The organism is Glycomyces sp. TRM65418, assembly GCF_019710475.1.
GTDB lineage: Bacteria > Actinomycetota > Actinomycetes > Mycobacteriales > Micromonosporaceae > Glycomyces.
In genome coordinates this window covers 409824-435290 of sequence record NZ_JAJFAX010000003.1, presented here as the reverse complement: position 1 = coordinate 435290, position 25467 = coordinate 409824, and the positions used below count along the sequence as shown (strand labels likewise).

The 25467-nt window shown below is 72.5% G+C and carries 20 protein-coding genes; 14 read left to right on the top strand and 6 right to left on the bottom strand.

Features of this window, described 5'->3' with window-relative positions:
- Positions 1-40: 40 nt before the first annotated feature.
- Genes K3N28_RS10030 through K3N28_RS10020 form a run of 3 tightly spaced genes read right to left on the bottom strand, consistent with a single transcriptional unit; the run spans position 41 to position 1694 of the window.
- Complete coding sequence (locus tag K3N28_RS10030) at positions 41-562, bottom strand: DUF3618 domain-containing protein (protein WP_228092360.1); 522 nt, start codon at positions 560-562, stop codon at positions 41-43.
- Positions 538-984 (bottom strand): phage holin family protein, encoded by a 447-nt coding sequence (locus tag K3N28_RS10025; protein WP_228092359.1) that lies wholly within the window; start codon positions 982-984, stop codon positions 538-540. The genes K3N28_RS10030 and K3N28_RS10025 overlap by 25 nt, the downstream gene beginning before the upstream one ends.
- A complete protein-coding gene (locus K3N28_RS10020; protein WP_228092358.1) occupies positions 981-1694 on the bottom strand; it encodes a hypothetical protein in 714 nt (237 codons plus the stop codon). The genes K3N28_RS10025 and K3N28_RS10020 overlap by 4 nt, the downstream gene beginning before the upstream one ends.
- Positions 1695-2003: 309 nt before the next feature.
- Here K3N28_RS10020 and K3N28_RS10015 point away from each other — a divergent pair, with 309 nt between their 5' ends.
- Positions 2004-2363, top strand: a complete 360-nt coding sequence (locus tag K3N28_RS10015; protein WP_228092357.1) for a DUF1622 domain-containing protein — start codon at positions 2004-2006, stop codon at positions 2361-2363.
- 70 nt (positions 2364-2433) lie between these two features.
- Positions 2434-3117 (top strand): hypothetical protein, encoded by a 684-nt coding sequence (locus K3N28_RS10010; RefSeq protein ID WP_228092356.1) that lies wholly within the window; start codon positions 2434-2436, stop codon positions 3115-3117.
- 114 nt (positions 3118-3231) lie between these two features.
- On the opposite strand, the gene K3N28_RS10005 is transcribed toward K3N28_RS10010, so the two are convergent.
- Positions 3232-4893, bottom strand: coding sequence for a glycoside hydrolase family 13 protein (locus tag K3N28_RS10005; RefSeq protein ID WP_228092355.1), 1662 nt, complete (start codon positions 4891-4893; stop codon positions 3232-3234).
- Positions 4894-4989: 96 nt separating this feature from the next.
- Here K3N28_RS10005 and K3N28_RS10000 point away from each other — a divergent pair, with 96 nt between their 5' ends.
- Entirely contained in the window at positions 4990-6219 is a 1230-nt protein-coding gene (locus tag K3N28_RS10000) for an ROK family protein (protein ID WP_228092354.1), read from the top strand.
- A gap of 117 nt (positions 6220-6336) precedes the next feature.
- On the opposite strand, the gene K3N28_RS09995 is transcribed toward K3N28_RS10000, so the two are convergent.
- Positions 6337-8334: a glycosyl hydrolase gene (locus K3N28_RS09995; RefSeq protein WP_228092353.1), complete on the bottom strand. Its 1998-nt coding sequence runs from the start codon at positions 8332-8334 to the stop codon at positions 6337-6339.
- A gap of 489 nt (positions 8335-8823) precedes the next feature.
- Between K3N28_RS09995 and K3N28_RS09990 the strand changes: the two genes are divergently transcribed.
- The 10 genes from K3N28_RS09990 (at position 8824) to K3N28_RS09945 (ending at position 20361) form a co-directional block, all read left to right on the top strand.
- A complete protein-coding gene (locus tag K3N28_RS09990; protein WP_228092352.1) occupies positions 8824-9840 on the top strand; it encodes a LacI family DNA-binding transcriptional regulator in 1017 nt (338 codons plus the stop codon).
- Positions 9837-10760: a carbohydrate ABC transporter permease gene (locus K3N28_RS09985; RefSeq protein WP_228092351.1), complete on the top strand. Its 924-nt coding sequence runs from the start codon at positions 9837-9839 to the stop codon at positions 10758-10760. The genes K3N28_RS09990 and K3N28_RS09985 overlap by 4 nt, the downstream gene beginning before the upstream one ends.
- A complete protein-coding gene (locus K3N28_RS09980) occupies positions 10757-11611 on the top strand; it encodes a carbohydrate ABC transporter permease (RefSeq protein ID WP_228092350.1) in 855 nt (284 codons plus the stop codon). Before K3N28_RS09985 ends, K3N28_RS09980 begins: the two co-directional genes overlap by 4 nt.
- A 39-nt stretch (positions 11612-11650) precedes the next feature.
- Positions 11651-12931 carry an ABC transporter substrate-binding protein gene (locus K3N28_RS09975; protein WP_228092349.1) on the top strand — a complete coding sequence of 427 codons (1281 nt, stop codon included), beginning with the start codon at positions 11651-11653 and terminating at the stop codon, positions 12929-12931.
- A gap of 86 nt (positions 12932-13017) precedes the next feature.
- Entirely contained in the window at positions 13018-14178 is a 1161-nt protein-coding gene (locus tag K3N28_RS09970) for an ADP-ribosylglycohydrolase family protein (RefSeq protein ID WP_228092348.1), read from the top strand.
- The gene (locus K3N28_RS09965) at positions 14175-15524 is read left to right on the top strand and encodes an ADP-ribosylglycohydrolase family protein (RefSeq protein ID WP_228092347.1); all 1350 of its coding nucleotides are present in this window, start codon (positions 14175-14177) and stop codon (positions 15522-15524) included. The genes K3N28_RS09970 and K3N28_RS09965 overlap by 4 nt, the downstream gene beginning before the upstream one ends.
- Positions 15521-16423 (top strand): ribokinase, encoded by a 903-nt coding sequence (locus K3N28_RS09960; RefSeq protein ID WP_228092346.1) that lies wholly within the window; start codon positions 15521-15523, stop codon positions 16421-16423. The genes K3N28_RS09965 and K3N28_RS09960 overlap by 4 nt, the downstream gene beginning before the upstream one ends.
- Entirely contained in the window at positions 16410-18386 is a 1977-nt protein-coding gene (locus tag K3N28_RS09955; RefSeq protein WP_228092345.1) for an SUMF1/EgtB/PvdO family nonheme iron enzyme, read from the top strand. The genes K3N28_RS09960 and K3N28_RS09955 overlap by 14 nt, the downstream gene beginning before the upstream one ends.
- Positions 18383-19585, top strand: a complete 1203-nt coding sequence (locus K3N28_RS09950; protein ID WP_228092344.1) for a CaiB/BaiF CoA-transferase family protein — start codon at positions 18383-18385, stop codon at positions 19583-19585. The genes K3N28_RS09955 and K3N28_RS09950 overlap by 4 nt, the downstream gene beginning before the upstream one ends.
- The gene (locus K3N28_RS09945) at positions 19582-20361 is read left to right on the top strand and encodes a CoA ester lyase (RefSeq protein WP_228092343.1); all 780 of its coding nucleotides are present in this window, start codon (positions 19582-19584) and stop codon (positions 20359-20361) included. Before K3N28_RS09950 ends, K3N28_RS09945 begins: the two co-directional genes overlap by 4 nt.
- Before the next feature lie 48 nt (positions 20362-20409).
- Here K3N28_RS09945 and K3N28_RS09940 read toward each other — a convergent pair whose 3' ends face one another.
- Positions 20410-23085 (bottom strand): hypothetical protein, encoded by a 2676-nt coding sequence (locus tag K3N28_RS09940; RefSeq protein WP_228092342.1) that lies wholly within the window; start codon positions 23083-23085, stop codon positions 20410-20412.
- A 205-nt stretch (positions 23086-23290) separates the two neighbouring features.
- On the opposite strand from K3N28_RS09940, the gene K3N28_RS09935 reads away from it, so the two are divergent.
- Positions 23291-25378 (top strand): glycoside hydrolase family 36 protein, encoded by a 2088-nt coding sequence (locus tag K3N28_RS09935; protein ID WP_228092341.1) that lies wholly within the window; start codon positions 23291-23293, stop codon positions 25376-25378.
- Positions 25379-25467 lie beyond the last annotated feature (89 nt).

The window sequence follows — 25467 nt, the reverse complement described above, 5'->3', positions numbered from 1 at the left end:
GGTCGCCGCTCCGAGCGCTGGCGCTCGTGGCGTCCGACCGCTATGCCTGCCCGCTCGCGCGGCGCTGCGACTCGTCCTTGAGGTGCTCACCCGAGGCCTTGGCCTCGTGCTTGACCTGGTCGGCCGATTGCTTCGCCTCCTCCTGGAGGTGCTGGGCCGACGCCTTGGCGCTCTCCGAGACGTGCTCGCCGACCTCCCGGCCGGCCTCCTTGAGCTCGTCCTTGGCGCGCTCGGCCATGGGCTTGCCCCCTTCGGCCAGCTTCTGCGCGGCCTCGCGGGAGGTCCGGTCCGCGGGAAGCAGCGACGCCATGAGCGCGCCGGCGCCGAAGGCGATCAGTCCGGCGGCGAGCGGATTCCCCTTCACCTGGTCCTCGACCCGGTGCGGATCCGCGCTCCCCATCACCTTCTCCTTGACGTCGTCGACGCGCCGCCGCACTCGGTCCTTGCCGCGTTTCACGGCCTGGCGGGGGTCGACCCGGTCGCCGATCTCGTCGATCGTGTCGCCGAGGTCCTCCCTCGTGTCTTCGATCTCGCGTCTCACTTGGTCTGTTCGCGTGCCCATGCCGCATCCTCCTTCAAGGTCTCGACGGTCTGTCGAGGCATCGGGGAAATCTTCCGGAACTGCTTGCGTCCGTTCACGAAAAGCACGACCGCGACGACCGCGTACAGCACCGCCACGATCAGGAACCCCCAGCCGGGGCCGATCAGCTCGGCCAGGCCCCAGGCGAGGGCGAACGACGCGAGGAGGAGCGCGAGGTAACCGGCCGCCGCGGCGGCACCGAGCTTGGCTCCGGCCTTGGAGGCCTTCGAAGCCTCCTCGCGCAGTTCCAGCTTGGCGAGCTCCACTTCCTTGCGCATGAGCTCGCTGACGTCGCCCATGGCCTCGTTGATCAACTGCCCGAGCGACTGGTGCTCCTGCTCGGAACGCGTTCCGGCGGTCGTGGTCGAGCCGGTTCGCGAGCGCTCGTCTCCGTCGTCTCTCATCGCCTGGTCCCTTCTCCGCCGTCCGTGACGGTCCCGGTCGGCCAGGATTCAACGCGCGGGTCGGGCGTGCCGCCCGCGGCGGCCGGCCCGGTCGGCCAGGAGTCCCCGCGCGGGTCGGTGCCGCTCACGGCGGCGGTCCCGGTCGGCCGAGCGTCCCCCTGCGGCTCGGGCGTGCCGCCCGTGTCGCGGTGCTGCTCGGACTCGCTGTGCTGCTTGTGCGCGTCGCCGCCGCCGCGGAGCAGCCTGCCGACGGCGAAGCCGGCGAGGGCGGCGCCGAAGAGGAAGGCGGCGGGCCGCCTGCGGGCGAACTGCTTCGTGTCCTCGAGGAGACCGTCGATGCCCTGGTCCTGCACCCGGTCGGCGGTGCTGCGGAGGCGCTCGGCGGCCGCCTGCGTGTAGTCGGTCAGCGGCCCGGCCTCCTCGGGGCGGCCCTGCGCGAGGGCGCTCACCTGCTCGCCGAGGCTCCGCAAGGACTCGGTGGCCTTGGTCGTCTGCGACGCGATCTGCTCGCGGAGCTGCTCCTTGGCGTCCTCGGCGACGTTTCTGACCTGCGTCTTGGCTTCATCGGCCAGTTGCCGACCCTGTTCTCGCGCCGTGTCGGCGACTTCCCGGGCCTCGGCTCGGCCCTCCTGGGCGACTGCGGCGCTCTGCTGCCGCAGGCCGTCCTCTCCCGGATCGGCGGTTCTCATGTTGCCGCGTTCGTGTTCCATACTCGCCTTCTCCCCCGTCCTCTCAGGACGAGTCCTCGATGAGTGGTGTTCGTTCGCCCGGCCGGAGTACCCGCACCTCGGCCGACCCATGCACGGTCCTTCGCGGCGGGGGCCGTCGAGCCGGTGCGAACGGGCGCCGAGGCACCGCCGTATCGCCTCGCACGCTGCGGTTGGATTCGCGGCACGTGTTCGGGGGCACGCAGCGAGGGAACGGGCACGCGGTGCTCGCCGCACGGGGGCGAGGACGTCCGCGGAGGGGACGGCCCGCCTCTCCGGACACGGCGGGCGGCATCGGGAGGAGCGGCGCAGATGGACTTCGAGACGACGGTGCACGCGGTCGGGACCGCCGTGGACCTGGCCGGGGTGGGCGTGATCATCCTCGGGGCGTTGGCGACGACCGTCCGCTTCGGCGTGCGCGCGACACGGACGCAGGACTTCACGGCGGTCTACCGCGAGTACCGGCAGGGGCTCGGACGCTCGATCCTCCTGGGACTGGAGTTCCTGGTGGCCGGCGACATCATCCGGACCGTGGCGATCTCGCCGACCTTCGAGAGCGTGGGAGTGCTGGCGGCGATCGTCCTGGTGCGGACCTTCCTGAGCTTCTCGCTGGAGAAGGAGCTCGAGCACGGCCGCGCGGCCGCGTCGTCGCCGGAGCGGTCGGGAGGCTGAGATCCGGGCGCGTCGGAGCACCGAATCCCGCGGCGGTGTCGCCCCAGGGGGCGCGGGTATCCCGCACGGCATGGGGATCCCGAATCGGGCGGCGGAGCGTCAAGACTGGGCCGAGGAGCTGTCGGGGCGCCTGGACCGCCCGATGAGCGTGCTCGGCGTCGTCTTCGTCCTGGTCGTCCTCGGCCAGTCCATGGCGAGCGGCGAAACGCTGACGGCGGCGCTGTCGATCGCGGGATGGCTGCTGTGGCTGGTCTTCGCGGGCGAGTACGCGCTGCGGCTCTACGTCGCGCCGCGGCGGGTGACGTTCCTGCGCCGCACCTGGTGGCAACTGGTGTTCCTCGCCGTGCCGTTCCTGCGGATCCTGCGGGTGGCCCAGCTGGCCCGGGCGGCCCGCGCCGGGCGCGTGGTGAGCTCCGCGGTGCGGGGGAGCAGGTCCACCGGGCAGCTGCTGTCGAGCCGGATCGGCTGGCTGAGCTCGGTCAGCCTCATCGTGATCCTCGGCTCCAGCCAACTGCTCCACGCGTTCTCGGGATACACGCGGTACGGGGACGCCCTGCACGACGCGGCGATGGGCACGATGACCGGCGAGCCGCTGAGCGCCGACGGCGATTTCGCGCGGCTCCTGGAAGTCCTGCTCGCCGCCTATTCCGTGGTCGTGTTCGCCGCGCTGGCGGCCTCGCTGGGGGCCTACTTCCTCAACAGCGAGGAACGGGCCCGAGGGGGCGACGGCACTACGGCGACGCCCGAACCCTGAGCACTCGCGAAGCCGGCCCCGGCGCATCAGCGCCGGGGCCGGCTTCGTTCGACGACCTCGCCGCCGCTCGGGATCGGACGGCCTCGGTCCCCGCCGCTCCACGCGGCGAAGGCGTCACTGCGAGGCGACCCGCAGCCAGACCGTGGTCTCGGGCGGCAGCTCCGACCCGTCGATCGGGCCGCTCGCGAGCAGCACGTCCCCCGCGGGCATGGGCACCGCGGTCGCGCCGAAGTTCGCCACCGCCTCCCATCCGCCGGGGCGGCGCAGGTGCAGCACCTCGTCCGAGGCGGCCGGCGCCCACGTGAGCGTCTCCGCGGTCTGGAGTCGGCGGCGCAGCGCGAGGGCCTCGCGGTACAGCGCCAGCGTCGAGGCCGGGTCCTGCGCCTGCGCCTCCACCGAGAGCTTCCCGAACCACGGCGGCTGCGGCAGGTGCGCGGACCCGCTGCCGAACCCGAACGACGGGCCCTCCACCGTCCACGGGATCGGCACGCGGCAGCCGTCGCGGCCGACGTCGACGCCCGGGCTGCGGAAGAACGTCGGGTCCTGCCTCGCCTCGTCGGGGATGTCGGCGACCTCGCCCAAGCCCAGCTCCTCGCCCTGGTACAGGTACGCGCTGCCGGGCAGGGCCAGCATGAGCAGCGTCGCGGCGCGGGCGCGGCGCAGGCCCCGGACGGCGTCGAGCTCGGGCTCGGTCCCGCCCGACAGCAGCCATTCGCGCTGGCTCTTGCGGGGCGTGTCGCCGTTGGGCGGCAGCCCGTAGCGCGTCGCGTGGCGCACCACGTCGTGGTTGGAGAACACCCAGGTCGTCGAGGAGCCCGTCTCGACGGCCTGCGCGAGGTTGTCGTCGATGACGCGGCGGAACCCGGCGGCGTCGAAGTCGGCTTCGAGCAGGTCGAAGTTGAACGCCTGGCCCAGGCCCTCGGCGCTGGCGTAGCGGGCCCGGCGCGCGGGCGGGTCGACCCACGCCTCGGCGACGGCGATGCGCGGCGGGTCGTACTCGTCGAAGACGCGGCGCCACTCGGCGTAGATCTCGTGCACCTCGTCGCGGTCCCACAGCAGGTGCGTCCCGGTGGCGCGGTCCATCGCCTCCAGCTCGGCCTGCGAGGGCAGGTCCGGCGGCAGGTCCTTGGCGAGGGCGTGCGCGACGTCGACGCGGAAGCCGTCCACTCCCCGGTCGGACCAGAACCGCAGCGTCTTCAGGAAGTCGGCGCGCACCTCCTCGTTGCGCCAGTTGAAGTCCGGCTGCTCGGGGGCGAACAGGTGCAGGTACCACTGGCCGTCGCCGACCGGCGTCCACGCGGGGCCGCCGAACATCGACGTCCAGTCCGCGGGCGGCTGCTCGCCGTGCGGCCCGAGGCCGTCGCGGAAGACGTACCGGTCGCGCTCGGGGGAGCCCTTCGGCGCGGCGAGCGCCTCCCGGAACCACTCGTGCCGATCGGAGGAGTGGTTCGGGACGATGTCGACGATGAGCTTGATGCCCGCGCCGTGCAGCGCCGCGACCATGGCGTCGAAGTCGCCGAGGGTGCCCAGGCGCGGGTCGACGTCCCGGTAGTCGTCGACGTCGTAGCCGCCGTCGGCGAGCGCGGAGGGGTAGAAGGGGCTCAGCCACACGGCGTCGACGCCGAGCCGCGCGAGGTAGTCCACGCGCGAGGTGATGCCGGGGAGGTCGCCGATGCCGTCGCCGTTGGCGTCGGCGAAGCTGCGAGGGTAGATCTGGTAGACGGCGGCCTGGTGCCACCACAGCGGGTCGTGGGTGTCGGAGCGCTGCTCGGTCATGGACGAGAGCCTTTCGGTGGTGGTTGCTATCCTGATTAAATCTAAGCTTCGAATCAATTCCATCCTGAAACACGGAGAGCCGAGGTGTCAAGAGGTGTGACCGAATCCGCCGATCGGGCCGCGTTCTCGCTCAAGCGAGTGAACGCCGCCGCGCTGCTGGACTTCGCGTGGCGCACGGAGGCGTACACCGCCTCGGACGCCATCGCCGCGACCCGCCTGGCCCGCTCCACCGTGATCACCCTGTGCGACGAGCTGGTGGAGCGCGGCTGGCTCGCCGAGCTGCCGAACGCGCGCGCGGCGGGGGAGTACCGCAAGGGCCGCCCGGCCCGCCGCTACGAGCTGCGCGCGGACGCCGGGGCCGTCCTCGGCGTGGACGCGGGCCAGCACTGCGTCACCGCCGCGGTCGCCGACCTGCGCGGCCGCGAGCTCGCGCGCGCCGCCACCGAGATCGATCCCGACGGCGCCGTGCGGCGCGCGGCGGTCACGGACGCGACGATCGACCGGGCGCTCGCATCGGCCGGCGTGCCGCCGTCGGCGGTCATGAGCATCGCCGTGGGCGTGCCCGCGCCGACCGACGCCGACGGCGGCTCGCCCGACGGCGAGCACGAGTTCTGGTCGCGCATGAACCCGGGCTTCGCGGCGCACTTCCGCGAGCGGGGCTGGCTCACCGAGGTCGAGAACGACGCCAACCTCGCCGCGATCGCCGAAGGCGCGCTCGGGGCGGGCGTCGGCGCCTCCTCGTACATCGCGCTGATGTCGGGGGAGCGGTTCGGCGCGGGTTACGTGGTCGACGGCCATCTCGTGCGCGGCCGGCGCGGCGGCGCGGGCGAACTGCGGGCCCTCGCACTGGTCGAAGGCGTGGGCTCGACCGAGGGCATCGGGGCCCTGTTGCGCGAGTGGGCGGTCGATCTGCGCCGTTCGGGCGCGGTGGACGAATCCAGTCCGCTCGCGACGACGCCGCGGGCCCGCCTCGGCGCCGAGGTCGTCCTCCGCGCGGCCGAGTCCGGCGACCCGGACGCGCTCCGGCTCGTCGACCGGATGGCCGAGCGGCTCGCCCGGATCTGCGCGGTCCTCGGCGGCCTGCTCGACGTGGAGCGCATCGTCTTCTCCGGCGCGGTGGCCGAATCCCTCGGCCTGCTCCTGCCGCGTACCGCCGCGCGCCTGGACGAGCTCACCCACCCGCCCGCCCCGCGGCTCGTCGCCTCGCCCCTCGGCGGCGGCGTGGTGAGCCTCGGGGCGCTGGCACGCGCTCTGGAGATCGTGCGGGCCCATGCGATCGGACTCGAGCCCGCCGCCCCGATACGGGAACAAACTATTCCGTTCTGATATGATGGCCGAGTACCGCCCACCGAAGGAAAGCGAGCAGACCCAGGTCATGGACGCGCCCGGCCTGATCTGACGAACGAGCGCCCCGGTCCGCGTCACCGGACCGGGGCGCGTCGCCTATTCGGCCCGGATGTCGTCCACGTAGACGGTGCCCGTCGCGGTGGACCCGCCGTACCCGAGGTACAGGTTGAACGCCGACACCTCCGCGAGGTGCTCGGCGTCCAGTAGCTCGTCCGCGTGGCCGGTGTCCCACGGCGCGGGCCGGAACTCGGAGAACGGCGCGACGACGTCCCGGCCGCTCGTGTCCGACAGGCCCACGTTGTACTCGAAGTACGCTCCCTTGGCCACCACCTGCAGCGTCGCCCCGTTCGTGGAGCCGTCGCCCCGGAGCCACAGCTTCAAGGCGCCGAAGGCGGTCCAGTCCTCGCCCACCGACTTGCCGATCCCGGTGTACCCGGCGTTCGCGAAGTCGTAGGAGTAGGCGAGACCGTAATCGCCCGAAGCCTTGTGCTCGGTCGACAGGACCGTCGTGTTGGCGTTGACGTGGCTGTACGCCTCGCTCAGCGTCACGTCGTCGCCCGCGTAGCCCTCGAAGTCGTCGATCCAGCCGGCCGGCAGCGGCTCCACCTCGCCCAGGAGCACCAGCGCCGAATCGGTGTAGTCCTTCCCGCGCACCTTCGCGTTCACGGTCACCGTGACCGAGCGGTTGTCCAACCAGGACGGATCGATCGACCAGTCGGCCGAGTAGAAGCCGTCCGCGTCCTTCTTCAGCGGCACGGGCGCGCCGCCGTCGATCGAGTACGTGGCCCGCCGGGTGGTCGCCGAGGTCAGCCGCATCCGGATTCTCGTCTGAGCCGTCGTCACGCGCTGGCGGTCGGTGGGGGTCACCAGGTGCATGAACGGCGCGCTCGGGAGCGCGTACGTGCGGGCGTCGAACACGCCTTCCAAGTCGGAGGCGAAGAGCGAGTAGGGATCCGCGTGGAAGTCGACGAAGTCGGGCTCCATGGCGTGCCCGGGGAACGGAACGTACGCGCGGTTGTCCCCGCCGAAGTTCGCCCAGGTGAGCATATGGGTCACCTTGCGGGCCTTCGGGTCCTCCTTGACGGCGGCCAAGAGGTCGGTGAACCAGGTGAGGTTGCGCCCCTCCTCGCCGGACTCGCCGAACTCGGTGAAGGCCGGGACCTTGCCGCGCTCCTCGGCGAGGTCGACGACCATCGCGAGGTCCTTCATCGTGGACGCGAGCCATTCGGCCGACCCGGCGGAGTTGTCATAGGCGTCGTAGCCGAGGACGTCGACGAACTCGTCGCCCGGGTAGGTCTTCATGTAGTTGGCGGGGTCGCCGCCGAAGCCGGAGTTCGGCGAGTACGAGTAGAGCAGGTTGCGGACCTTCCTGGTGTCGCGCAGGTATTCGACGGTGTAGCGGAAGATCTCGATGAACTCGGCCGACGTGCAGTGCCCGGCGCCCCACCAGAACCAGCCGCCGGTGTTCTCGTGGAAGGGCCGGAAGACGACCGGGACGAGGGCGCCGTCGCTCCGCTTGGCGGCCTTGACGGCCGCGGCGATGCGGTCGAGGAACTCGTTGAAGTCCGCGTGCTTCGCGCCGCCGGGGAGGATCTGGCCGACCACGCGGCCCGTGGTGTCCCAGAAGTCGCCGCCGGTCACGAAGTTGTACATGTGCGCGCTCAGGACGTTGATCCCGCCGCGCGCGTCCGACTTCTCCAACGCCCAGGTCAGGGCCTCGATGTTCTCCTCGACCGTCCCGCCGTACACGCCCGGCTTCTGGAAGCCGTTGAGGATGAGGGTGTCCCAGCCGAACACGGCCGGGTAATCGCCCACCGTGGCCTCCACGTCGGAGGTCTCCTCGGTGAACGTGTCGAAGGTGAAGCCGTCGGTGAGGGTGTGCTCGTGGCCGAACATGACGCCGCGGCCCTGCAGGTCGAGCATGTACTGGAAGAGCGCGCGGGTCTCGCGGGTCGCGCAGTCGTCGACGAGCCGGACCCGCGCGGCCCGGCGCTCGTCGGCGGCGGCGGAAAGCGGCACGCCGGCGGCCGCGACGGCGGCGGCGCCCATGGTGATGACCGCACGCCGGGGCGCGCGGAAGGAGGAGAAAGGCACTTGCGTCTCCTTTGAAACGAGGGGACCCCGTGCGAGGGGTTGACGACATTCGGCTCTGACCTGGGGATGCATAAGCTGAATCGGTTAAGCCGATCTCAGAATATCCATAGCTGTTCATCGATGTCAACGCCCGCCGTGAACTCCTCGGCCCGTCGACCGCGCCAGGCCTGAAGCGGTTCGGGCCGCGGCCAGGGTCGCACCGCTCGATCTCGCCGAAGGCGGGCGACCCGGCGGAGCGCGTCGAAGGCGACCTCGGGGCCCTGAGGGACCGCCATCGCCGGAGCCGGCACGCCGCCGCCGACGGATCGACGACGCCTCGGAGCCCGCCGAGTGGAGCGTCGACCGCGAAGCCCGTTCTTCTGGACAAACGGCATCCTGCCTGCTGTTTTACCTCTCGCATGTGGCCCCGGCAACGGGTGCGGCGGGCTTTGGTATCGTTCTTGTAATCGTTCTTAAGAACGTTTTCAACGACGAAGACGGAGGCCGCCAGTGGCCGAGACGAAACGATCGAGCCTCGCGCTCGTGGCCGCGCGCGCCGGGGTGTCCGTCGCGTCCGTGTCCCGGGTCCTCAACGGCGGCTCCGCCTCCCCGGAGTTGACCGAGAAGGTCCGCCGGGCCGCCGACGAACTCGGCTACGTGCCCGACGCCAGCGCCCGCACCCTCCGCACCGGCCGCACCGACCAGATCGCGCTCGCCGTGGCCGACGTCGGCAACCCCGTCTACGTGCAGATGATGCGCGCGGTCACCGGGGTCGTCGCCAAGGCCGGCTACCGGCTCGTGGTCTCCTCCACCGGCAGCGACCCGCAGGACCAGATCGACCTGCTCAGCAGCCTCAACCGCGGTTACGCCGACGGCCTCCTCCTGAGCCCGCTGCGGATCACCCCCGACCTCGTCGACGCGATGCGCTCGAGCCGCCTGCCGATCGCCGTCATCGGGTCGCCGCCGCCCGACGTCGCGCTCGACAACGTGCGCGCCGACTCCGCCACCGGCATCGGCCTCGCCGTCGAGCACCTCGTCGCGCAGGGCCGCAGGCGCATCGCGCTCGTCAACGGCCCGGTCGACACCGTGCCCGGCTCCGCGCGCCTCGCCGGCTACCTCGCCGCCGTCGAACGTTTCGACCTCCCCCGCAACCCCGAACTGCAGGTCACCGCAGCGGGATTCACCTACCGCCCCGGGCGCAAAGCGGTCGCGAGCCTGCTCGCCCAAGCGAGTCCCGACGCGATCGTCTGCGCCAACGACCTCCTCGCCGTCGCGGCGCTCAAGGAACTCGCCGCCGCCGGGGCCCGCGTCCCGGGCGACGTGGCGGTCGTCGGCATGGACGACACCGACGCCGCCGAACTCGCCACCCCCTCGCTCACCAGCGTCGACCTCGGCTCCGCCAAACGCGCCGCGGCCGCCGCGAAACTCCTCGTCCGCCGGATCGCCGACCCCGACGCGCCGATCCGCACCCTCGTCATCCCCCCGAGCCTGTCCGTGCGCGAATCCACCGTCGTGGAGGGGCCATGACCGCCCTCGCGCCGCCCCTCGAAACCCCGAAACCCCAGCGCCGCAGGCGCTCTCGCGGAGGACGCGACGCCTGGCCGCTCGTCCTGCCCGCGCTGCTGCCGGTCATGCTCTTCAGCGTCTACCCCCTCGTCTACGGCGTCCTCCTCGGCTTCACCGACGCCGAGGCCGGCCTGGGCGTCGAGACCCGCTTCAACGGCCTCGAGAACTACGTCGAACTCGCCGGGAACGGCCTGTTCTGGAACTCCTTCAAGATCGGCCTGGTCTGGGCCTGCAGCGTGACCGTCCTGCAGTTCCTCGCCTCCCTCGGCCTGGCCCTCCTGCTCAACCTCGACCTGCGGCTGCGCTGGCTCGCCCGCACCCTCGCGCTCATCCCGTGGGCGATGCCGCCGGTGATCATCGCCATCATGTGGCAGCTCATGCTCAACCCGAACTACGGGCCCGTCAACCGCACCATGGACGCCCTCGGGCTCCCCGGCGGGATCAACTGGCTGGGCGAGGCCTCGATCGCGCTCCCGGTGGTCATCGTCGTCGGCGTCTGGGCCGGGATGCCCCAGACCACCGTGACCCTCCTCGCCGGTCTCCAGGCCGTCCCGGCCGAACTGGGCGAGGCCGCCGCCATCGACGGCGCGAGCACCTGGCGCCGCTTCTGGCACGTCACGCTCCCGGCGCTGCGGCCCATCCTCATCGCCATCACCACGCTCGACCTGATCTGGAACTTCAACTCCTTCGCGCTCGTCTTCGTCCTCACCGCCGGCGGCCCCGGCGGCACCACGATGCTCCCGAGCCTGTTCGCCTACAACGAGGCCTTCCGGTACGGCAACTTCGGCTACGCCGCGGCCATGGGCAACGTCATGGTGGTCCTGATCGGCGCGTTCCTGTTCTTCTACCTGCGCGGCCAGATGCGGAGGCGGCTCCAATGACCACACGCACCCGAACCGCGGGACGCCGCCCCATCGCGCGCCCCCTCCAGTACCTCGCGCTCGCCGCCTACATGTGCTTCCTCGCGTTCCCGCTGGTCTTCCTGCTGACGACGGCGTTCAAGACGCCGCGGGAACTGCGCTCGCCCGACGCCGGGCTCCTGCCGCAGCAGCTGAACCTGGACAACTTCACCTCCGCGATCGACAAGGCGGACCTCTACACCGCCGCGGGCAACAGCCTCCTGGTCGCGGTCACGACCACCGCCGTCGTCACCGCCGTGTCCCTGCCCGCCGCCTACGCGCTCGTCCGCTTCCGCACCAGGCTCAGGGCGTTCGCGACCGGCTGGATCCTCGTCAGCCAGGTCTTCCCGTTCATCCTCATCATCATCCCGCTGTTCCTGCTGCTCAAGGACATCGGCCTGGTCAACACCCTCCTCGGGCTGGTCCTCGTCTACGCCGTGTGGGCCCTGCCCTTCTCGCTGTGGATGCTCCAGGGCTATGTGGCCGCCATCCCCGTCGAACTCGAGGAGGCCGGCGCCGTCGACGGGGCCGGGCGGCTGAAGACCCTCGTGAAGATCGTCCTGCCGCTCCTCGCCCCCGGCCTGGTCGCCACCAGCCTGTTCACGTTCATCAACTCCTGGAACGAGTTCTTCTTCGCGCTCGTGCTCATCCAGGACCCCGAGATGCAGACCCTGCCGCTCGCGCTGGCCCGCTTCGTCGGCGCCGAGGGGCAGGTGCAGCTCGGCCAGCTCGCCGCGGCCGCCCTCCTGGCCTGCCTCCCGAGCCTCGTGTTCTTCCTGCTCATACAGAAACGGCTCACCGCCGGACTCCTCAGCGGCGCGGTCAAGGGCTGAACCCCGATCCCGCCGTTCCCTACCGAAAGAGAGAAACCAATGCGCACTCGCAACAGCGCCGTCGCGGGCGTCCTGGCACTCCCCCTCGCGCTCACCGCGTGCTCGGCCTTCGGCGTCGGCGACGACGACGCCGAAGGCGCGACCACGCTCACCTTCCAGTCCCTGGCCTTCCAGGACACGACGATCGAGGCCACCGAGGCGATCGTCGCCGCCTGGAACGAGGCGAACCCCGACACGCAGGTCGAGCTCGTCCAAGGCAGTTGGGACAACGTGCACGACCAGCTGGTGACCCAGTTCCAGGGCGGCACCGCGCCCGACGTCATCCACGACGAGTCCGCCGACATCATGGGCTTCGCCAACCAGGGCTACCTCGCCGACCTGTCCCCGTACCTGAGCGACGACGTGAAGGGCGCGGTCTCCGACGACATCTGGAAGTCCGTGACCGCCCCCGACGGCGCGGTCGTCGCCGCGCCGACGCTCCTCCAGTCCTACGTCGTGTTCGTCAACACCGACGCCTTCGCCGACGCGGGCGTGGCGATCCCGGCTGGGGAGACCCTGGCCTGGGACGACTTCCAGGCGCTCGCCGCGCAGCTCACCACCGCCGAGACGTACGGCGTCGGCTGGGGCATGCAGCAGCCCACCGCCGCCGTCATGAACCTCGCCCTCGGCTTCGACGGGACCTTCTTCTCCGGTACGGGCGACGACGTCGCGATCGAGGTCGGCGCGAACGAACTCGCCGTCCCCGAACGCCTCCACGCCATGGCCTACGAGGACCGGTCCCTCGACCCGGTCTCGCTCACCCAGAGCGGCTCCGACGTCCTCCCCGGCTTCTTCGACGGCAAGTACGCGATGTACGTCGCCGGCAACTACGTCGCCCAGCAGATCACCGAGTCCGCCCCCGAGGGCTTCGAATGGGCGGTCCTGCCGCCCCTGGCCGGCACCGCCGGCGCGGTCCAGGCCGCCAACCCGCAGACCATGTCCGTCGCCGCCGAGAGCGAGCACGTCGAAGCCGCCGCCGCGTTCGTCGACTTCTTCATGCGGCCCGAGCATCAGGCCGCGCTCGCCCAGGGCGACTGGCTGATCCCGTCCTCCACCGAGGCCCGCGCGCTCGTCGCCGAGAACACCGCCGGCGAGCACGGCTGGGAGGCCATCCTCGCCTCCGGCGACGGGCTCACGGCCGCGCCGTTCCAGGCCGCCGTCGACTACCCCCAGTGGAAGGACCAGTACGCGACGCCCGCCCTCCAGCAGTACCTGGCGGACGAGATCACCGTCGACGAGCTGCGGCAGCGGCTCACCGACGGCTGGAACGAACTGGGCTGACCCGCCGCACCGCCCCGCGTCCGCCGGAGGCGCCGCCTCCAGGACCCGCCCCCGGCGGACGCATCCACCGACAGCAAGGAGACACGATGGCCCTGCCGCTGCAAGACATGCTGGTGACGAAGTCGACCGGAGCGCTCGCCGGAGCGGCGGTCGGCGACGCCCTCGGCGGCGCCGCCGAAGGCAACAGCCCCGAGGCGATCCAGCGGCGCTACGGCGGATTCATCGAAGGCATCGTGCCGCCGTTCCTCGACGACTGGCGCAACGCCCGCCCGATCGCCCCCTACCACAAAGGCGACGGCCACATCACCGACGACACGCTGATGACCACGGCCCTCGTCGACGTCTACGACACCGTCCGCGACCACCTCGACGCGCACGCCGTCGCCCAGCACCTCGTGCCCCTCCTCATCGGCGACAAGCGCTGGGTCCCGGAACTGGAGTCCGAGGCGCTCCTCCTGCACCGAGTGTTCCTCGCCGAGAAGTGGTTGGTAGCGCGATTGCACTACGGGCACGTCGACCCGCGCAGCGCCGGCGTCGGCAACATCGTGAACTGCGGCGCGACCATGTACGCCGCGCCCATCGGCATCGTCAACACCGCGAACCCCGAAGCCGCCTATGCTGAGGCCATCGATGTCGCCGGGGCCCACCAGTCCAGCTACGGCCGCGAGGCGGCCGGGGTCTTCGCCGCCGCCGTCGCCGAGGCCATGCGGCCCGGCGCCGACGTCGACTCGATCGTCGCCACCGCGCTGCGCCTCGCCAAGGACGGCACCGCGCACGCGATCGAAGCCGTCGCCGAAGCCGCCGCCCGCGTCACCGACTGGCGCAGCGGCCTCGCCGCGCTCCGACGTGCCGTCGAACCCTTCGACACCGTCGGACCCGACTACCGCGCGCCCGCCATGGACGCCCGGATCCCCAGCCGCACCAAATCGATCGAGGAACTCCCGATCGCCCTCGGCATGGTCATCGCCGCCCGCGGCGACTACCGCGAAGCGGTCCTCGGCGCGGTCAACTACGGCCGCGACTCCGACTCGATCGCCGTCATGGCCGGGTCGATCACCGGCGCGCTCGGCGGGCTCGACGCCGTGCCCGCCGCATGGGTCGCCGACGTCAGCGAAGGCAGCCGCATGGACATCACCGCCACCGGCCCGGTCATCGCCGCCGTCGCCCGCGACGTGTGGGCCGCCGACGCCGAACGCGCCGCCCGCGTCGCCGACGCCCGCAAGCACTTCCACGAGGGGACGGCATGATGCGCCTCAGCTGGACCCAGCCCGAAGATCTTCTGCCGCACGCCCTGGTCGCGGCCGACCTCGACGGCCGCGACACCGCCGGCCTCCGCGCGCGCTGGCTCGCCGCCGGAGGCCCGCCCGAACCGGCGCCCGGCGGGGCCTCACCCGAGCCCGCACCCGACCCCCTCCGCGCGCTCGCCCGGGAACTGCTCGCCGAACTCGACCGCGTCCCCGACCCGCCGCCCCTGCTCGCGGACGAGCCCGAGGACCTCGACGCGATCCTCGCGGAGGCGGCACCGCCCGACCTGCCCGCCGCCCCCGACGACTTCGGCGACCGCGTCCACGGCGCCTGGCTCGGCCGCGCCGCGGGATGCCTCCTCGGCAAACCCGTCGAGAAGCTCCCGCTCGAAGGCATCCGCGCCATCGCCCGCGACACCGGCAACTGGCCCCTGCGCACCTACTTCACCGAAACCGGGCTCGACCCCGCGCTCGCCGCGAAGCACCCCTGGAACCGCCGCAGCCGTCCGACCAGCCTGCTCGAGAACATCGACGGCATGCCCGAGGACGACGACCTCAACTTCCCGCTCATCGCCCTCGCCCTCATGGAGCGCCACGGCCGGGCCTGCACCACCGCCGACGTCGCCCAGGCCTGGCTCGACCTCCTCCCCGGCGGCCGCGTCTTCACCGCCGAGCGCATCGCCTACCGCAACCTCCTCGACGGTCACGAGCCCGATCGGGCGGGCCGGGTCCGCAACCCCTTCCGCGACTGGATCGGCGCGCAGATCCGCGCCGACCTCTACGGCTGGACCGCCCCCGGCGACCCCCTGGCCGCCGCCCGCCTCGCCTGGATCGACGCCCGACTCAGCCACGGCCGCAACGGGATCTACGGCGCGATGTTCGTCGCCGCCGCCAGCGCCGCCGCCGTGACCGGCGCCCCGATCGACACGGTCCTGGCCACGGGCCTCGCCGTGGTCCCGCCCCGCAGCCGCTACGCCGCGGCCGTCCGACGCGGGATCGAACTCGGCCGCGGCGACCTCCACGACGACGCCGCGGTCGACGCCCTCCACGCCGAATACGGCCACCTCCACTGGGTCCACGTCCTGCCCAACGCCGCCCTCCTCGCGTTCGCGCTCACCCGAGGCGCGGGCGACTTCCACCGCACGATCACCCTCGCCGTCTCCGGCGGCTGGGACACCGACTCGGTCGGCGCGACCGCCGGAGCGGTCACCGGCGCCCTCACCGGCGCGGAGGCCCTCCCGCACGAGTGGATCGGCCCGCTCGACGACCGGCTCGCGACCTCCGTGCCCGGCTTCGCCGGGGCCCGATTCACCGCACTCGCCATCCGAACCGTGGAGGTGTCCCCATGAGCGTCGTCGTCCTCGGCAGCGCCAACCTCGACCTCGTCTACGAGGTCGACCGCATACCCGCCCCCGGCGAGACGGTGCTCTCGCGCGGCTTCGCGTCCTTCCCCGGCGGCAAGGGCAACAACCAGGCGATCGCGACCGCCCGCGCCGGGGCCGACACGCGCTTCATCGTCGCCCTCGGCCGCGACGACGCGGGCGACCGCCTCGCCGAGGAGGCCCGGCGCGCCGGGATCACCCTCCTCGACCGCCGCGTCGACGCCCCCACGGGCACCGCCGTCATCACCGTCGACCCGCGCGGCGAGAACGCGATCGTCGTGGACTCGGGCGCGAACGCCGCGCTCCTCGACCTCACCGACACCGAACTCGCCGCCATCCGCGCCGCCGACGTCCTGGTGCTGCAACTGGAGACGCCGCTCGACACCGTCGCGGCCGCCGTGCGCGCCGCCCGCGAGGCCGCGACCACCGTGGTCCTCAACGCCGCGCCGAGCGCCGCAGTCCCGGACGCGATGCTCGCCGAGGTCGACATCCTCGTGGTCAACGAGCACGAGGCCGCCGAGCTCGCGGGCGGACCCGCCGACGGCGCGACGCTCCTGACGGCCCTCACCGCCCACGGCTGCGCCGCGATCGTCACCCTCGGCCCCGAAGGCGCCCTCGTCGGCAGCCCCGGCACGACCCCCGTCCTCGTGCCGGCCTTCACTGTGGAGGCCGTCGACACCACCGGTGCGGGGGACGCGTTCGTCGGCGCCTTCGCCGCCTCGCTCGACCGCACCGCCGACCAGCGATCGCTCGTGGAGGCGACCGAGTTCGCGACCGCCGCCGCAGCGCTCTCGGTCCAGCGCCGCGGCGCCGTCCCGTCCATGCCCGCATTCGAGGAGGTGCGCGACTTCCGTGCAACCCGATGAGTTCGACCCGCTCGTGCCCCGACCCGTCGACCGACCGACGGTCCTCCCACCCGGCGGCGCGATCGACCCCGAGCTGGGCGACGTCGCCAAGATCTTCGCCGCCCCCGACGACCCCGCCGACTGGCCGTGCTGGCGAGCCGACCTCGCCGCCTGGCGGGAGGAGGCCCGGCGGCGGCTCGACTACGACGGCAGCGCCTACGACGTCCTCGACACCCGCTGGGCGAGCCGCGCCTACGCCGTCGCCCAGGTGTGGCTGTGGGACGAGCGCCTGTTCGACCACGCCCGCCAGCGCTTCACCGTGGACGCGTTCCTCGACGCGACCGCCGACCAGGGCGGCCTCGACGGCGTCGTGCTCTGGCACGCCTACCCGATCATCGGCGTCGACGACCGCAACCAGTTCGACTACTACCGCGACGTGCCCGGCCTCGCCGCCCTGGTCGAGGAGTTCCACTCGCTCGGCATCCGCGTCTTCGTCGACTACAACCCCTGGGACACCGGTACGCGGCGCACGGGCCGCGATGATGCGGAGGAACTCGCCGCGCTCGTCACCGACCTCGGCGTGGACGGCGTCTTCCTGGACACCCTCAAGGAAGGCGACGCGAGGCTCACGCGCGCGCTCGCCGCGACCGACCCGCCGCAGGTCCTCGAAGGCGAGTCGCGCGTCCCCAACCAGCGGATCGAGGACCACCTCCTCAGCTGGGCGCAGTGGTTCGCCGACTCGGAGGCGCCCGGCGTGCAGCGGGCCCACTGGTTCGAGCGCCGCCACATGACGCACTCGACCCGCCGCTGGAACCGCGACCACAGCGGCGAACTCCAGTCCGCGTGGATGAACGGCACCGGGATGCTGGTGTGGGACGCCGTGTTCGGCGTCTGGGTCGGCTGGAACCGCCGCGACGAGGCCACGCTGCGGCGGATGCTCCGCGTGCAGCGCGCCGCCCACGACGTGCTCACCGAGGGGGAGTGGTCCCCGCTCGAGGGCGCGGCCCCGGCGGCGATCACCGCCGGGGTCTACGCCTCGCGCTGGACCAAGGACGGCGTGACCCTGTGGACACTGGTGAACCGCGCCGACGCCGACTGGACCGGCGACCCGCTCGCCGCACCGCTCCCGCCCGGCGGCAGGCGCTACGACGTGACCGCCGGTGTCGCGGACCCCACCGAGGTCACGGTCCCCGGCCGCGGCGTCACCGGCGTCCTCGAACTCGCCCCGGGCGCCGAGGCTCCCGCCTGGCTCGACCAGGTGCTGCTCGCCGCCGCCGACGATCCGGGCTCCGACGACGCCCGCTTCCCGGTCCGCTCCGCGTTCCGCGTGGTCCCCGGGCCTTCGCTCCTCCCAGGTCGAGGGATCCGGGTCGAACCCGGCGCGTACCGCCTCGCGGTCACCTACCGCCGCCGCGAGACCGGCCTCTACCAAGGGGCGCCCTATGTGGAGGAGTGGAAGCCGCTGCCGCCGCGCCTGCACGACGACCGCGAGGCGCTCCTCGACATCGCGATCCCCCGGCCCGTGGCCGTCGCGCCCCTGGAGGTCTCGGTCGGGGAGTACGGCCGGTTCCTCGCCGAGACGGGGTACCGGCCCCGCGTGGACAACCGGTTCCTCTGCGGGACGGGCGACGCCACCGCCCCCGTCACGGGCGTGTCCCTCGCCGACGCCCGCGCCTACGCCGCCTGGGCCGGAGCGCGCCTGCCCGACGAGTTCGAATGGCAGCTCGCCGCCGAGCAGCCGGGCTTCCAGCGCCGCACCCCGGCCGTGTGGAACTGGACCGAGAGCGAGCACAGCGACGGCATCACCCGCTTCGCGATGCTCAAGGGCGGCGGCGACTACCGCGCCGAAGGCTCCGACTGGTACGCCGACGGCGGCCGGCGCGAGCCGTCGTTCAGCCTGAAGCTCCTGCTCGCCGGACTCGGCGTCGAGCGGTCGAGCGCCATCGGCTTCCGCCTCGCCTGGGACCTGGAGGGCAACGCATGACCGCGCCGCACCGCACCCCGCCCCTGGACGGCCTCCGCGTCCTCGACGTCTCCACGCTCTTCGCGGGCCCCATCGCCGCCACCTTCCTCGGCGACTTCGGCGCGGACGTGATCAAAGTGGAGCACCCCTCCCGCCCGGACGCCGCGCGCGGCCACGGCCCCGCCAAGGACGGCGTCAACCTGTGGTGGAAGACCCTGGGCCGCAACAAGCGCACCGTCACCATCGACCTCGGCACCGCCGAAGGCGCCGACCTGCTCCTGCGGCTCGCGGCCGACGCGGACGTGCTCATCGAGAACTTCCGCCCCGGCACCCTCGAACGCTGGGGCCTCGGCCCCGACGCCCTCCACGCCGCCAACCCGCGCCTCGTCGTCGCCCGCGTGACCGCGTTCGGCCAGACCGGGCCGTACGCCTCCCGGCCCGGCTTCGGCAGCCTCGCCGAGGCCATGAGCGGCTTCGCGGCCCTCACCGGCCAACCCGACGGCCCACCGACGCTGCCGCCGTTCGGCCTCGCCGACGGCATCGCGGCCCTCGCGACCGCCTACGCCGTGCTCGTCGCCCTCCGCGGCGTCGACCGCGACGAACGCGGCCAGGTCATCGACCTCGCGATCATCGAGCCGATCCTCATGCTCCTCGGCGGCCAGATCACCGCCTACGACCAGCTCGGCGTCCTCCAGCCCCGCAGCGGCAACCGCTCGGTCAACAACGCCCCGCGCAACGTCTACCGCACCGGCGACGGCGACTGGGTGGCCGTCTCCACCAGCTCCCAGTCGATCGCCGAACGCGTGATGCGCCTCGTCGGCCGCGCCGACCTCGTCGACGAACCCTGGTTCGCCTCCGGGCACACCCGCGCCGAGCACGCCGACGAACTCGACGCGGCCGTGTCCGCCTGGATCGCGGCCCGCCCCACCGGCGAGGTCCTCGCGGCCTTCGAGGAGGCCCAGGCCGCGATCGCCCCCGTCTACGACGTCCGCGGCGTCCTCGGCGACCCCCAGTACCGGGCCATCGGCACCGTCCTCCAGGTCGACGACGAGGAACTCGGCCCGATGAAGATGCAGAACGTGCTCTTCCGCCTCTCCGCGACCCCGGGCGCGGTGCGCTGGACCGGCCGCCGCCACGGCCAGGACACCGACGCCGTCCTCGCCGAGGCCGGCGTCACCCGCGAACAGCTGGACCTGCTGCGAGCGAAAGGCGTCATATGAGACCCCTCAGCGCCCTGTACGTGCCCGGCGACCGGCCCGACCGGTTCGACAAGGCCGCCGCCTCCGGGGCCGACATCGTGATCCTCGACCTCGAGGACGCCGTGCCCGACCGCGCGAAGGCCCAGGCGCTCGCGAACGTGCTCGAATGGATCGACACGCCCCCGGAGACCGCGGTCCAGATCCGCGTGAACCCCGGCGCCGCCCACGAGATCCGCGCGATCCGGTCCACCGGCGCGGACGTGGGCCTGCGCATACCCAAAGTGGACGGCCCGCGCATGCTCGACGCCGTGGCCTACCTCGCCGGGCCGCTCCCGCTGACCGCCCTCATCGAGTCCGCCCGCGGCCTCGAGGCCGCCGCCGAGATCGCCGCCCACCCCGCGGTCCACGAGATCGCCCTGGGGGAGGCCGACCTCGCCAGCGACCTCGGCAGCGCCGACCCGCTCGTGCGCGACCACCTCCGCATCAGCCTGCTCCTCGCGGCCCGCGCCGCAGGCCTGGACGCGCCGATGCTCTCGGCCTACCCGGCCATCCAGGACCTCGAAGGCCTTCGCGCCGACACCCAACGCGGCCGCGACCTCGGCCTGCACGGCCGCGTCGCCGTGCACCCCAAGCAGATCCCGATCATCAAGCAGGTCTTCGCCCCCTCCGAGGAGGAACGGGCCTGGGCCCGCGCCGTCCTCGACGCCCTCGATGACGGCGGCGTCGCGACCCTTCCGGACGGCCAGATGGTCGACCCGGCCATGCTCGGCCGCGCCCGGCGCCTCCTCGACGACTGACGAAGGCCCCGAGCGCGACCGCGCTCAGGGCCTTCACCGGTCGAACCCCTAGCGGGCGGTCGTCGTCGGTTCGCCGACCAGGTGCGGGGCGATGACGACCCGGTCGATGTTCGGCGCCCACGCGCTCGCGTTCCCCAGCCGCAGCGGCTCATCCGCGGTGGACAGGGTGACCGGGACGGTCCGCTGCGAGAAGCTGTCCCACGAGTAGGTGTAGCGGAAGTACGCGTGGCCCACCGGCTCGGCGCCCTCCCGCACCTCCAGCCGGCGGTCGACCACCTGCGGGTTGTAGTCGTGCTCGCCCGAGGTCTCGGCGTTCGCGTAGAACACCGTGACGTCGTAGTCCCCGGCCGCGTCGAAGCCGTCGCGCGGCAGCTCGATCGCGTTCGCCTCCCCGCCGCCGATCCAGCCCACGAAGGCGCCGCCGGAGGCGTTGGTGCCGGTGCCCTCGTCGAGCGTGGTGACCGAGGCCCGACCGTGCAGCACGGCGTCCTCGGCCTCGATCGCGACGGCCGCTTCGTCCGCCGCGCGGTGCCGCACGGTGGTGAGCGACTGGACCACGGCCCCGTCGGGGGAGCGGAGCTCGATCTCGTTGATGCCCTCGTGCAGGTTGACCGTGGCGCTGGAGCGCCACCTCCCGGCCGCGTCGGCGTCCATCGTGGCCACGGCCGTGCCGTTCACCGTCACTTCGACCGATGACGCGCCGGTGGACGCCCAGTCCACTCGCACGTCGTAGTAGCCGGTCTCCATCGCCGTCGCGTACAGGTCCGCGCGCGCGTCCCCGCGGAGGGCCGCGCCGCCCTTGGTGTTGCCGCTCCACGTCAGCGAAGCGCCGTCCTCCAGGCGGAAGCCCGAGGCCGGGTACCGAGTCGGCTCGCCTTCCGCGACCGAGGTCAGCGACACCTTGTCGAGGGTGATGTCCGAGTTCGGCAGCCGGTGGACCCCGTCGGCGCTGGAGCGGATCGACAGCGTGTGGCGGCCGGCGGTCAGGTCCACGAGCAGCTCGGCGCTGCCGCGGTACTTCCACCTGCTGGTGTCGTTGAGCGCCAGGTCGGCCGCGTACTGGATCGTGCCCGCCGACTCGCCGTCCACGAACAGGGCGTGCCTGCCCGGCACGCCCGGCGCGCCGCCGATCACCTGGAGGCGGTAGGTCCCCTCGTGCGGCGCCTCCACCGTCCATTCGGCGCGCGATCCGACCCGGTTGAAGGACCCCACGTCCCGGCCGCCGGAGGCCAGGAACTGCCAACCGCCGTTCGCCTTCGGATCCTGCGTGTAGACCGTGGCGGCGGTGAGCGCCATGTCCTCGGCCTCGATCGCGTCCCGCCACGGCTGCGCGGCGGCCTCGGCCTGGACGTCGCGCGACTGGCTCGGCGTGACGAGGAGCTGGTAGCCCGCGTACCGGTCGTACGTCGGCACGTCCAGCCGCAGGGAGCCGTCGTCGACCTTCAGGCCGTCGTAGGCGGCGATCACGCGCGGCGTGTCCGCGAGGCCCTCGGCGCCGGTGAGGGCGTTCTCGCGGATCTCCACGTCGACCTTGTCTCCGAAGACCGACGCGTCGAGCCCGCTCAAGTCGAGGGCGACATCGCGGTCGGCGCCTCCCCAGAGGACCGTGGCGCGGCGGTTCGCCTCGTCGATCGCGCCGATGGCCTGGAGGGTGTCGACGCCGTTCGGCGTCGGCGGCGTGACCCGCACCGTCTCGCCGCCGTGGAGGTCGCCGTACCACTTGAACATCCACCAGCCGGCGTTCGCGCCGTTCGGGCGGGCGCTGTTGTCGGAGAAGTTCCCGGCGTAGTTCCAGTACGCGGTCTGCGCGTCGACCTTGGTGTCCTCGAACATGCTGAACCACTGGATCAGCTGCCCGGGGACGCCCATGTCGCGCAGCATCCCGTACTCGTTGATGTTCACCGGTCTCGGGTCGATGCCGAGGGAGGCTTCGAGCGCGCGGTACTCCGCGAAGTGGCTCCGGTAGGTGCCGAGGTTCTCGATGCCCAGCTCGTGCCAGATCGTGACGTCCGGCAGCGAGCCGTTGGCCTTCGCGAACGCGAGGATGTCGGCGCTGCGCTCGGGCTGCCAGCGGGTGTCGGCGGCGCTGCCGACGCGGGCGCGGCCGAGGCCGTGGCGCTCCCAGACCTCCTGGATCTTCTCGTAGGCGGCCTGCCAGTCGGCGAGGAACCGCTCCTTCTGGTTCGGCCAGTCGCGGTACCAGTTGCCGTCCGGTTCGTTGAAGGGGATGAGGATGTAGTCCTGGGGGCGGTCGGAGTCGGTGGCGACGGCCTCGGCGACGAACTCGACGACCTCGAGGTAGTCCCAGACGCCGTTGCCGCCTTCGGTGAAGGAGCCGTCCTCCAGGTCGTAGGCGCGGGTGTCGGCGGGGCGCGTGCTGCCGTGGTAGGGCCAGTCGGGGTAGTAGTCCTGCATGTAGACGTACATGTCCTCGCCGTTCTTGGCGAAGAAGCCGTCCTCGATCTTGAGGGCGTCCCCGGAGGGGTGCTGGGTGCCGTAGGGGGCCTTCTGCGAGGTGTTGGTGATGCGGGCGCCGTTGATCAGCGACTGCGTGGGGGCGCCTTCGTCGCCGAAGCCGTAGAGAGTGCCCGTGGCGCCGCCGCGGAAGCCGCCGGTGCGCTCGGCGAAGTCCACGGCGAGCACGTCGGGCTCGGCGGCCGTGGCGGGGGAGGCCAGGCCGGTGACGGCGGTCGCGGCGACCGCCGCCGCAGCGGCTGTGCTCATCAGTCTCCTCATGATCTGGTCGGTCCTCTCTTCGTCGAGACGGGGGACGGGGACCCTGGGGATCGCAGCTTGACCGTACCGATGTTTGATAACGATTTCAAGACGTGACTTGAAATCGATTTCATATTTAGGCTAGGGTTCCACCTGCAACCACCGCCAGGCGTCCGCTTCCCGGCCGCGGGCGCACGACGAGGCAAGGGGCACCGTGAACGAGCAGTTCTCTTGGGGCAGTGACCGGATCGGGTTCCGGTTCGAATGGGACGCCGGCTCGCCGGTGCGGATCGTCCGGGTCAGGCGCGGCGCGGAGGGCTTCCCGGTTCACCCGCTGCCGCTGGTCGAGATCACCACCGCCGACCACGGCAGCCGGCCGGCCGCGGACCGTCTCGTCCACACCGAACTGGGAACGCTGCTGCGCCACGTCTCCCACGCCGAGTCCCGCACCGAACGCGGCCGGGTGCTGACCCTCCGCCAGGCCGCCGACGGCGTCGAGGCCACCGTCGTGCTCGAACTCCTCGACGACGCCGAAGCGGCCGTCCGCTCCCGCGTCGAAGTCCGCGCCACCGGCGACCGGGCCGTCGTCCTCCGCTCGGTCGCCTCCTGGTCGATGGGCTTCACCCAGCCCGGCCCGGGCGACCACCTCGCAGGCTGGGAACGGGTCCACGGCGTGAGCGACTGGTTCGGCGAAGGCCGCTGGACCCGCAGCCCGCTGCGCGGCGACGACTTCCCGCGACTCTCCACCGAACTCGCCGGCAAGGACCACGACCCCCGCGGCCACTGGTCGATCACCTCCGACGGCACGTGGTCCACCGGCCGCCACCTCCCGGTCGCCGGTCTCGAGTCCGCGGGCTTGGCCTTCGCATGGCAGATCGAGCACAACGGCGCCTGGCGCTGGGAACTGGGCGACGACCTCGGCGGCGCGTACTTCAGCCTCTCGGGCCCCACCGACGCGGACGCGGCCTGGACCAAGATCCTGCGCCCCGGCGAATCCTTCACCACCGTCCCTGTCACGGTCACCGCCGGAGCCGACTTCACCGACGCCGTCGCGTCACTGACCGACTTCCGCCGCGCCGCCCGCCGCCCGCACGTCGACAACGCCGCCATGCCCGTGGTCTTCAACGACTACATGAACACCCTCCTCGGCGACCCGACCACCGAGAAGCTCCTCCCGCTCATCGGGGCCGCCGCCGAAGTCGGCGCCGAGATCTTCTGCATCGACGCCGGCTGGTACGACGACAGCGGCGACTGGTGGCCCACGGTGGGGGAGTGGCAGCCCTCCACCACCCGCTTCCCCGGCGGCCTCGGCGAGGTCGTCGACGCCATCCGCGACGCCGGCATGGTCCCCGGCCTGTGGCTCGAACCCGAGGTCATCGGCGTCCGCAGTCCCATGGCCGACACGCTGCCGCACGAGGCCTTCCTGCAGCGCCACGGCCAGCGCCTCGTCGAGCATCACCGCTACCACCTCGACCTGCGCCACCCCGCCGCCGTCGCGCATCTGGACGCCGTCGTGGACCGGCTCGTGCACGACTTCGGCGTGGGCTTCTTCAAATTCGACTACAACATCGACCCCGGCCCCGGCACCGATCTCGACGCCGACAGCATCGGCGACGGGCTCCTCGAGCACAATCGCGCCCACCTCGCCTGGCTCGACGGCGTGCTCGACCGCCACCCCGGCCTCGTGGTCGAGAACTGCTCCTCCGGCGCGATGCGCATGGACTTCGCGGTCCTCTCCCGCCTCGCCATGCAGTCCACATCAGACCAGCAGGAGTTCACGAAATACCCGCCGATCGCCGCCGCCGCCCCGATCTCGCTCCTGCCCGAGCAGGCCGCGAACTGGGCCTACCCCCAGCCCGGCATGAACGAGGAAGAGGCCGCGTTCTGCCTCGTCACCGGGCTCCTCGGCCGCTTCTACGTCTCCGGCCACCTCAACGCGATGACCGGAGCCCAGCGCCGCACGGTCGCCGAGGCCATCGCCGTCGCCAAGACCCTCCGCGGCCCGATCGCGAACGGCCACCCGCACTGGCCCACCGGCCTGCCCGGCTGGACCGACCCGTGGATCTCCCTGGGGCTCAAAGCACCCGACGGCGACCTCGTCTCCGTCTGGCGCCGCGGCGGCCCCGACGCCACCGAACTGCGCTTCCCGCACCTCGCCGGACGCGAGGTCACCGTGTCCACCGTCTTCCCCGCCGACCTCCCGGAATGGAAGACCACTTGGGACGCCGCCGCCGGCGTCCTCACCGTGGCGGCCGACGCCGCACTCGCGGCCCGCACGCTGCGCCTCACCGCCGATGCCTGAACCCCTCGACCGACAAGGAGCGATTCAATGACGAACAGGTTCCGCAACGCGCCGGCGGTCGCCGCCATCGGCGCGATCGCACTCACCGG